The organism is Clavibacter sp. MX14-G9D (genome assembly GCF_032917815.1).
Classification (GTDB): Bacteria; Actinomycetota; Actinomycetes; order Actinomycetales; family Microbacteriaceae; genus Clavibacter; species Clavibacter michiganensis_K.
The window spans coordinates 1-9,658 of the sequence record NZ_JAVCVL010000095.1 but is presented as its reverse complement, the minus strand read 5'-3'; the positions used below and the strand labels follow the sequence as shown (position 1 = coordinate 9,658).

Here is a 9,658-nt window from a genome sequence, read left to right as displayed (position 1 = left end):
GGGCGGCGGTGGCGCCGACGGCGGAGGGCTGGCGCGCGGCGGCGGTGGCCGCGTCGGCGACGAGCGCCGAGCGCCGCGCCAGGTCGAGGGCGAACGCGATGAACGCGGCCGCGTAGAGCCCCATCGCGACGAGGAGCGCGATGAGGGAGACGTCGTCGAGCATGGCCGTGTTCACGATCAGAGCCTAGCTTCCGCTCCTGACACCCGGCCCGGCTCGAGGCCGGTCACGTGCCGGTCGGCCAGGGCCGCGACCGCGGCCTCCAGCGTGGGGTCCTCGCCGCGCGCGAGGCCCGCGTACTCGAGGGTGGTGGACCCGTCGGACTGCGGCACCGCCTTCACCCACACGCGCCGGCGCGGCACGAAGAGGGAGGTGAGCAGGCCGCCGAGCACGAGGATCGCGAACAGCAGGACCCAGCCCTGCGTCGGGTCGTGGTGGACGTCGAAGGAGACGAAGCGCGGCACCGAGTCGAGGCTGACGCTGCCGAGCCCGTCGGGCAGGTCGACCGACTGGCCGGGCGCCAGCTCGATGGACGCCACGCCGGTCTTCCCGCCGGTGAGCTGCGTGAGGTCGCCCGTGTCGAGCGTGTAGACCGAGGTCGGCACGCCGCCGTCGATGCCGAGGTCGCCCGTGTAGACGTTGAGCGTCAGCAGCGGATTGTCGAGGTCCGGGTAGGAGGAGAAGAACGGGGCCTTCTCCGCACCCTGCGTCGGGTAGAAGAAGCCGAGCATCCCGACCTGCTCGCGCAGGCCGTCCGGCACCTTGACGACGCCGAGCGAGGTGAGCTTCGCGTCCTGCGGGAGGAAGGGGACGTCGGCGCTGTAGACGACCGTGCCCTCGGGATCCCGCACGGTCACGCGGGGCGCGTACCCGTTGCCGAGCAGGTACATGTCGGTGCCGCCGATGGCGAGCGGCTCGTTGACCTTCACCTCGCGCTCCTGGGGCGAGCCGCCCGGGACGTCGGCGGTCACGTCGGCCGTGAAGTCGAGCGGCTGGCCGATGGCGTTCGGGTTCTCCTGCTCGTACTCCACGTGCAGCGCGTCGAGCTTCACGCGGTACGGGGTGAGCGCCGAGTCGTCGAAGAACCGGCCCGGGTTGAACGAGTCGAAGGTGGAGAGGGTGTTGACGAAGGACTGCCCCTCCACGAGGACCTTCTGGCCGGAGTAGCCGAAGCCGCCGCCCACGCCGACCGTCACGAGGATCCCGACGAGGGCCGAGTGGAACACCAGGTTGCCGGTCTCGCGCAGGTACCCGCGCTCCGCGGAGACGGACAGGACGCCGCCCGCGGCCGACGCGTCGTCGACGAGGACCGTGCGGTAGCGCTGGCGCTTGAGGAGCGCGCGGGCCTGCCGGATGGCGTCGACGGGGTCCGCGGTGGTCGTGCGCGTCGTGTACCCGGCGAGGCGCGAGAGGCGCGCGGGCGTCCTCGGCGGCGCCTGGCGGAGCGCGTCGAAGTGGTGCTTGGCGCGCGGCACGACGCAGCCGATGAGGCTGATGAACAGCAGCAGGTAGATGGAGGAGAACCAGACCGAGCTGTAGGTGTCGAACACCTGCAGGCCGTCGAGCACCGGGTACACGTCGGGGTTGTCGACCCGGAACTGGGTCACGCCGTTCGGGTCGGAGCTGCGCTGCGGCACCAGGGATCCGGGGATCGCCGCGAAGGCGAGGAGCAGCAGCAGGAACAGCGCGGTGCGCATGCTCGTGAGCTGCCGCCAGAACCAGCGGAGCGTGCCCAGGAACCCGAGCCGCGGCTGCGCGATGGGAGCCCCCTCGCGCGCTGCGGGCCGCGGGGAGTCGACGTGGTCAGATGGCCGGGACATACTGGGCGATCACCCCCTGGAGCTGGAGCATCCACGCCGACCAGAGGCCCGAGACCATGAGCAGGCCGATGAGGACGAGCACGGCGCCCCCGACGAGGTTGACGGTGCGGATGTGGCGGCGGAGGAACCCGACGGTGCGCGTCATCCAGCCGAGGCCGAGGGCCACGAGCAGGAACGGCACGCCGAGGCCGATGCAGTAGGCGACGCCGAGGAGCACGCCGCGGCCCGCGTCCGCGGAGGTGAGGCTCATGGAGATGACGACCGCGAGGGTCGGGCCGATGCAGGGCGCCCAGCCGATGCCGAAGACGACGCCGAGCAGCGGCGCGCCCGCGAGGCCCGTCGCCGGCCGCCACGAGGCCTTGACCTCGCGCTGCAGGAAGCCGAGGCGTCCCGTGAAGACGAGCCCCATGACGATGAGGACGACGCCGAGGACCCGCGTGATGAGGTCCTGCCAGCGCATCAGCCAGAACCCGGCCGTCGCGGAGACGAGCGTCGTGACGATGAAGACGGCCGAGAAGCCGAGCACGAACAGCGCCGTGCCGATCAGCAGGCGGCGCCGGGTCGCGGATCCGCCCTTCGCCTCGGCCATGCCGCCGATGTACCCGAGGTAGCCGGGCACGAGCGGGAGCACGCACGGGGAGGCGAACGAGACCAGTCCCGCGAGCAGCGCGAGCGGCACCGCGACGAGGAGCTGGCCCGAGAGGGCGCCCTGGATCTGGTCCACCTACCCCGCCGCCTCCGCGACCGTGTCGGTCACGAGGGTGCGCAGGACTCCCGGGTCGATCTGGCCGAGCACCCGGGAGGCGACGCGCCCCTCGCGGTCGAGCACGATGGTGGCGGGCACGGCGTTCGGCGCGATGGTGCCCGCGAACGCGAGCTGCATCGACGTGTCCTCGACGTCGAGGACGGACGGGTAGGTGATGCCGTAGGTGCGGTCGAACGAGTCGACGTTGGGCGCCTGGTCGCGCGTGTTGACGCCGAGGAACCTCACCCCGTCCGGGGCGTGCTCCTCGCTGGCGGCCTGCAGGTCCTTCGCCTCGAGGCGGCAGGGCGGGCACTCGGCGTACCAGAAGTTGACGACCGTGACGGAGCCGCGGTAGTCGTCCGAGGAGATCTCGGTGCCGTCCGAGAGCGTGCCGGAGAAGTCGACGGGGTCGGCGCGGTCTGCGACGGGGACCTCGGTGAAGGTGCCGTCGCCCGCGATGTAGCGCTCGTTGTTGCCGCTGCGGTACTGGGCGGCGAGCGGGTCCTCCGCGCAGCCGGCGAGGACCACGGCGGCGAGGGCGGCGGTCGCCGCGGCGGCGAGGAGACGGCGCGGTCGGCGGACGCCCCGCATCACACGGCCCCCGTGTCGACCGCGAGGTCGGTCAGGCCGGCGGCCGCGTCGAGGTAGCCGGTCTCGACGAAGCGGTCGCCCACGCGCTCGACCGTGGTGATGCTGGAGAGCGCGCAACGGCGCTTGCGCGGGTCGTGGAAGAGGCGCTCGCCCGCGAGGGAGAGGTGCACCATCCAGATGGGGAGCTGATGGCTGACGATGACGACGTCGCCGTCCGGCACGGAGCGGTACGCGGCCTTGACCGCGTCGGCCATGCGGGCCGCGATGGACCGGTAGGACTCGCCCCAGCTGGGCTTCACGGGGTCGACGACCAGGGGCCAGAGGCGCGGCGAGCGCGCGATGCGCGCCGGGGACGGGAAGCGGGACCCCTCGAAGCGGTTGGTGGGCTCGATGACCCGCTCGTCGGTGGCGACCTCGAGGGCGAAGCGCTCGGCCCAGGGTGCCGCGGACTCCTGCGCGCGCTGCAGCGGGGACGCGATGACGCGGTTGACGGGCGCGCCGCTATCCTCGAGGGCACGTGCCGCGGCGTCGGCCATGCGGTGGCCGAGCTCGGAGAGGCCGTATCCCGGGATGCGTCCGTAGAGGACCCCGTGCGGGTTGTGCACCTCGCCGTGACGGACGAGATGGATTCGTGAGGCGACCACCCGTCAAGTGTAGGTGTCGGGTGGATGTACAACCGCCGAGGATCCGGCGCAACCCCCTGCGCTAACCATTAGTCCCCAATACGATTGTGGACACCGGTGGGGGCCGGTCTCTCGCGACCGGCGCCGACCGGATGTTACATGCGTATACGAACGTTTGGGCCCCAAAGGAATCGCACGCTAAGTTAGGTGCTCGAGGTCGGGAACGGCCTCCTGGCGAGAGCCCCGTGGCACACGGGACCCCGCCGCGACCCCCGTCTCACGGACAGGGGCCCGCATGACGATGCCGTCAGGGACGGCGCGGAAGGAACGGGCACCATGACGATGACACCGACCAGGCCCACGGCCACCGACACCACCACCGACTCCGCGCTGGACCGGATCGAGGCCATCGGCCCCGTGGATCCGTACGCGGACAGCGACCTCCCCGAGCCCTCGCTCGTCACCCCCGGCGCCAGCACCGACGCCGTCAAGGACTACCTCCGCCAGATCGGCCGCGTGCCGCTGCTCACCGCCGAGCAGGAGGTGACCGTGGCGCGCCGCATCGAGGTGGGCGTGCTCGCCCAGGAGGTGCTCGACACCCGCGACGGCCTGACGCCCGCCGAGCGGCGCGAGTTCCAGACGCTCGCCCAGGACGGGATGCGCGCCAAGCAGCACCTGGTGAACGCCAACCTGCGCCTCGTCGTCAGCATCGCGAAGCGCTACACGGGCCGCGGCCTGCCGTTCCTGGACCTGATCCAGGAGGGCAACATGGGCCTCGTCCGGGCGGTCGAGAAGTTCGACTACCAGGCCGGCTTCAAGTTCTCGACCTACGCGTCGTGGTGGATCAAGCAGTCCATCACCCGCGGCATGGCCGACACGAGCCGTACCATCCGGATCCCCGTGCACACCGTCGAGCACATCAACCGGATCAACGCCGTGCAGCGCGAGCTCGCGGTGGAGCTCGGCCGCGACCCCTCCATGGAGGAGATCGCGCGCGAGTCCGACACGCCCGTCACCAAGGTGCGCTACCTGCTCGACCGCGCGCAGGAGCCCATGTCGCTGCAGGTCCTCGTGGGCGGCAGCGGCGGCGACGGCGACACCGAGATGGCCGACCTCATCGAGGACGCGGACGTCACGCAGCCCATCGACGTGGTGACGCAGCAGCTCATGGCCGCGCACGTCACGCGCCTCATCGACGGACTCGCCGAGCGCGACGCCGAGGTCGTGCGGATGCGCTTCGGCCTGGCCGGGCTCGAGCCGCGCTCGCTCGCGTTCGTCAGCCAGCAGCTGGGCGTGACGCGCGAGCGCGTGCGCCAGATCGAGAAGAAGTGCCTCGCCAAGCTCCGCATCCCGGAGCTGGAGACGTACATCCGCGGCTGATCCCCGCGCACGACGACAGGGCCGCCCGCGACGCACGTCGCGGGCGGCCCTGCCGTCGTGGAGGCCGCTCCGCCGATGCCGGTGCGCACGCCGGACGGCCTTCCTGCGGATCCGCTCGGAACGATGCCCACTAGTCGTTAGTGCGCATACAGTCGAGATCCACCCATCCGCGGCGCGCACCCCCGACGCGGACGACAGCGCGGGCTCGACGACGAGCCGCGGAGAAGGAGGAGCCATGGCTCTCACGCAGACCGCACCCGGCCAGACCGACGTGCCCGGCATCAGCTGGTCCCCCGTCGCCGCCGGCCTCTGGGTCGCCCGACGCGGCGACGAGTTCGCCGGCATGTCCGAGGAGCGGTGGGGCGTCGGCTTCCACGTCACCGACCGCCTCGGTCGCGACGTGGGCGACTTCCCGACCCTCCTCGAGGCCCGGCGCGCGCTCGGCTGATCCCGCGCGGACGGCCGATCCCGCGGGGACGGCCGTCGGCGCGCGGACGCCCGCGGGCGCCCCGCGACCGGCCGGTGCGCGGAGGTCCGTCGACCCGCATAGGGTCGAGCAGGTGCCTGTCCCCGGAACGACCCCGCCCGCATCCGCCCCCGACGACCGCGCCGACGGGTTCGTCCGGGTCCGCGGGGCGTCGGAGAACACGCTCCGCGACGTGGACGTCGACATCCCCCGGGACCGCATCGTCGCCTTCACCGGCGTCTCCGGCTCGGGCAAGTCGTCCCTCGCCTTCGGCACGGTCTACGCGGAGGCGCAGCGCCGCTTCTTCGAGTCGGTCGCGCCGTACGCCCGCCGCCTCATCCGGCAGGAGCAGACCCCGCACGTCGACAGCATCACCGGGCTGCCGCCCGCCGTCGCGCTCCAGCAGCGCCGGGGGGCACCGAGCACGCGGTCGACGGTGGGCACGGTCACCACGCTCTCCAACTCGCTGCGGATGCTGCTCTCCCGCGCCGGCACCTACCCCGTCGGCCAGGGCCGCCTCGACTCCGACGCCTTCTCCCCCAACACGGCAGCGGGCGCGTGCCCCGTGTGCCACGGGCTCGGCGTCGCGCACACCGTCACGGAGGACTCGCTCGTGCCGGATCCGTCGCTCAGCATCCGCGACGGCGCGATCGCCGCGTGGCCGGGCGCCTGGCAGGGCAAGAACCTCCGTGACATCACGATCGCGCTCGGCTACGACGTCGACGTCCCGTGGCGGGACCTGCCGCGGGACGCCCGCGACTGGATCCTCTTCACCCCGGAGCAGCCGGTGGTGCAGATCACGCCGCAGCGCGACCGCGTGGCGAAGCCCTACAACGGGCGCTTCTGGAGCGCGCGCTCCTACGTGCTGCACACGCTCGCCGACTCCGCGAGCCCGCGCCTGCGCGAGGCGGCGCTCGCGCACATGGTCTCGGGCACGTGCGAGCGGTGCGGCGGCAGCGGGCTCACGCCCGAGGCGATCGCCGTGACCTTCGCCGGCCGGAGCATCGCGGAGCTCAACGCGCTGACCCTCGCGGACCTCGCCGCCGCCATCGCGCCCACCGCGGGAATGGGCGACGTGGCCGTCACCATCACGACCGACCTCGTCGCGCGCCTCGCCGTGCTGGTGGACCTCGGCCTCGGCTACCTGAGCCTCGGCCGCGTCACCACCACGCTGTCGCCCGGCGAGATGCAGCGGCTCCGGCTCGCGACGCAGCTGAGGTCGGGCCTGTTCGGCGTCGTCTACGTGCTCGACGAGCCGTCGGCGGGCCTGCACCCGGCCGACGCCGAGCCGCTGCTCGAGGTGCTCGAGCAGCTGCGCGACTCCGGCAACTCGGTCTTCGTGGTGGAGCACGACATGGACGTCGTGCGGCGCGCCGACTGGATCGTGGACGTCGGCCCGGGGGCCGGCCAGGCGGGCGGATCCGTGGTCTACAGCGGCCCCGTCGCCGGCCTCCGCGAGGTGGGGGCCTCCGCCACCCGCCCCCACCTGTTCCCCGACCTCGCGCCGCCGCGCGCCGGACGGACCCCCAGGACCCCCACCGGCAGCATCCGCGCGACGGGCGTGACGCTCCACAACCTCGTCGACCTCGACGTCGAGATCCCGCTCGGCGTGATGGTCGCCGTGACGGGCGTCTCCGGGTCCGGCAAGTCGACGCTCGTGAGCCGCGTCCTCCCCGACCTCCTGCGGGCCTCGCTCGCGCCCGACCGCGTGGTCGTCGAGCAGGCGGACGACGCGGACGGCGACGACGCGGCGGCACCCGCGCGGATCGCCCGCGTCGAGGGGGCGGAGGCGGTCGACCGGCTCGTCTCCGTCGACCAGCGACCCATCGGCCGCACCCCGCGCTCGACGCTCGCCACCTACACGGGCCTCTTCGACGCGGTGCGGCGCACGTACGCGTCCACCGACGCGGCGCGCGCCCGGGGCTACGGCGCCGGCCGCTTCTCCTTCAACGTGGCGGGCGGGCGCTGCGAGACGTGCCAGGGCGAGGGCTCGGTGACGGTCGAGCTCCTCTTCCTGCCCGGGTCGTACGGGCCGTGCCCCACCTGCCACGGCGCCAGGTACGAGCCGGGGACGCTCGAGGTCGAGTACCGCGGCCGGTCCATCGCCGACGTGCTGGCGATGACGGTCGACGAGGCCCACGGCTTCCTCGTGGACGTGCCGCTCGCCGAGCGCGCCCTGGCGACGCTCCGCGACGTGGGCCTCGGCTACCTGCGGCTCGGCCAGCCCGCGACGGAGCTCTCGGGCGGCGAGGCCCAGCGGATCAAGCTCGCCACCGAGCTGCAGCGGGCGCCGCGCGGCCACACGCTCTACCTGCTCGACGAGCCGACGACGGGACTGCACCCGGCGGACGTCGTGCTGCTGCTGCGCCAGCTGCAGGGCCTCGTCGACGCCGGCAACACGGTCGTCGTCGTCGAGCACGAGATGGACGTGGTCGCGGACGCGGACCGGGTGATCGACCTCGGCCCGTCCGGCGGCGACCAGGGCGGCCGGATCGTCGCCCAGGGCACCCCGCGGGAGGTCGCGGACGCGGCCGGGAGCCGGACCGCGCCGTACCTCGCGCGGCGGCTCGCGGCGTCGTGACCGAGGGCCGGGCCCGGCCGCTCGCGGCTTCCGGCACGGGGCCGCGAGCGTCGGCCCGGGTCCGGGCCGACGTGGGTAGTGTGACCTCCAGCGTCCGTGCCCGCGCGCGCCCGACGCCCCATCTGCATGCCGCACCTCGCAAGGAGCACTCGTGACTGACTCGACCGGAACACCCTCCACGCCCGCGGGCTGGTACGCGGACCCCGCCGGATCCGACCGCCTGCGCTGGTGGGACGGGACGCGGTGGACGGACCACCTGACGGACGCGCCGGCGGCGAGCGCCGCTGCCTCCTCCGCCGCGACGTCGTCCTCGCCGGACGCGGGCCGCGATCCGGAGCAGGCCGCTCCCGCCGCCGCTTCCGTGCCGCCCGTCGCGCCGCCCGTCAGCCCGCCGGCTGCGCAGCAGCCGTACTCGCAGCAGCCGTACTCCCACCAGCCGTCCGGTCAGCAGCCCTACTCCCAGCAGCCGTACTCGCAGGCCGGCTACGCGCCGCCGGCGTACGCCGCCCCGACCCCGCCGCCGCAGGCGCCCGCGGGCACCTCCCCCTTCACCTGGGCCGTGTGGGTCCTCGCGGCGCTGCCGGTGATCTCGATCCTCCTGGCGCTCAGCGTCGACTACCGCGCGGCGCTCGAGATGGGCGCGCGCGGCCCGCGGCCCGACGCCGCCGTCGCCTCGGCGCTCAGCAGCCTGGTGCAGTTCCTCATGTGGGCGGCCTCCGTCGCGCTCGCCTACTTCGACCACCGCGACCTCACGCGCCGCGGGATCGTGCGGCCGTTCCACTGGGCGTGGGCGTTCATCCCCGTGGCCGGCGGCGTCTACCTGATCGGCCGGTCGATCGTCGTCCGCCGCCGCATCCCGGGCTCCCCCGCCAACGCGCTCGCCCCGATCTGGCTCTGGATCGGGCTCATCGCCATCGTGGCGTTCGTCTCCATCGTGAAGGCCCTGGAGGCCGTCACCGCCGGCCTCCAGATGTACGGCACCGGCGGGTACTGACCGCCGCCCCCCCCCTGCGCCCCGGTCGGCGCGTCCGCCTCAGACGAGACGGACGCGCTGGCCGGGGCGCAGCTGCGCGGCCAGGCGGACGTCGTCGCGGGCGACCACGCCGATCACCGGGTAGCCGCCCGTCATCGGGTGGTCGGCGAGGAACAGGATCGGCTGCCCCGAGGGCGGCACCTGGAGCGCTCCGGTGACGACGCCCTCGCTGGGCAGCTCGCCGGGGATCCGCCGGACGAGCGGCTCGCCCGCCAGGCGGACGCCGACGCGGTCGGCCTCGGCGGTCACCTCCCACGGCCGGTCGAGGAGCGCGGCCCAGGACCCGTCGACGAACCAGTCGAGGCGGGGACCGGCCGACACGCGGAGGACGACCTCGCCGTCCGCGGGCGCGGTCACGGCGAGCGAGTCGATCGGCGGGACGGGCCGCGCGGGCGGCGGCCCGACGGGGAGCACGTCGCCC

Annotated in this window: 9 protein-coding genes; 4 read left to right on the top strand and 5 right to left on the bottom strand. The window is 73.8% G+C overall.

The annotated features are described in order from the left end of the window. Nucleotides 1–177: 177 nt before the first annotated feature. Genes Q6969_RS09140 through Q6969_RS09125 form a run of 4 tightly spaced genes read right to left on the bottom strand, consistent with a single transcriptional unit; the run spans nucleotide 178 to nucleotide 3,798 of the window. Nucleotides 178–1,818, bottom strand: coding sequence for a cytochrome c biogenesis protein ResB (locus Q6969_RS09140; RefSeq protein WP_317230152.1), 1,641 nt, complete (start codon nucleotides 1,816–1,818; stop codon nucleotides 178–180). Continuing rightward, nucleotides 1,802–2,542, bottom strand: a complete 741-nt coding sequence (locus tag Q6969_RS09135; RefSeq protein WP_317230151.1) for a cytochrome c biogenesis protein CcdA — start codon at nucleotides 2,540–2,542, stop codon at nucleotides 1,802–1,804. Before Q6969_RS09135 ends, Q6969_RS09140 begins: the two co-directional genes overlap by 17 nt. Further along, a complete protein-coding gene (locus Q6969_RS09130; RefSeq protein ID WP_317230153.1) occupies nucleotides 2,543–3,154 on the bottom strand; it encodes a TlpA disulfide reductase family protein in 612 nt (203 codons plus the stop codon). Continuing rightward, entirely contained in the window at nucleotides 3,154–3,798 is a 645-nt protein-coding gene (locus tag Q6969_RS09125; protein WP_317230150.1) for a histidine phosphatase family protein, read from the bottom strand. The genes Q6969_RS09130 and Q6969_RS09125 overlap by 1 nt, the downstream gene beginning before the upstream one ends. A gap of 315 nt (nucleotides 3,799–4,113) precedes the next feature. On the opposite strand from Q6969_RS09125, the gene Q6969_RS09120 reads away from it, so the two are divergent. From Q6969_RS09120 to Q6969_RS09105, 4 genes are all read left to right on the top strand, one after another. After that, the gene (locus tag Q6969_RS09120; RefSeq protein ID WP_317230149.1) at nucleotides 4,114–5,157 is read left to right on the top strand and encodes a sigma-70 family RNA polymerase sigma factor; all 1,044 of its coding nucleotides are present in this window, start codon (nucleotides 4,114–4,116) and stop codon (nucleotides 5,155–5,157) included. Nucleotides 5,158–5,392: 235 nt separating this feature from the next. After that, a complete protein-coding gene (locus Q6969_RS09115) occupies nucleotides 5,393–5,605 on the top strand; it encodes a hypothetical protein (protein WP_094115022.1) in 213 nt (70 codons plus the stop codon). A 112-nt stretch (nucleotides 5,606–5,717) separates the two neighbouring features. Further along, the gene (locus Q6969_RS09110; protein WP_317230148.1) at nucleotides 5,718–8,204 is read left to right on the top strand and encodes an excinuclease ABC subunit UvrA; all 2,487 of its coding nucleotides are present in this window, start codon (nucleotides 5,718–5,720) and stop codon (nucleotides 8,202–8,204) included. A 151-nt stretch (nucleotides 8,205–8,355) separates the two neighbouring features. Further along, a complete protein-coding gene (locus Q6969_RS09105) occupies nucleotides 8,356–9,198 on the top strand; it encodes a DUF2510 domain-containing protein (protein WP_317230147.1) in 843 nt (280 codons plus the stop codon). A gap of 39 nt (nucleotides 9,199–9,237) precedes the next feature. On the opposite strand, the gene Q6969_RS09100 is transcribed toward Q6969_RS09105, so the two are convergent. Next, on the bottom strand, nucleotides 9,238–9,658 hold a 421-nt coding region (locus Q6969_RS09100; RefSeq protein ID WP_396335531.1), incomplete at its 5' end, for a biotin-dependent carboxyltransferase family protein.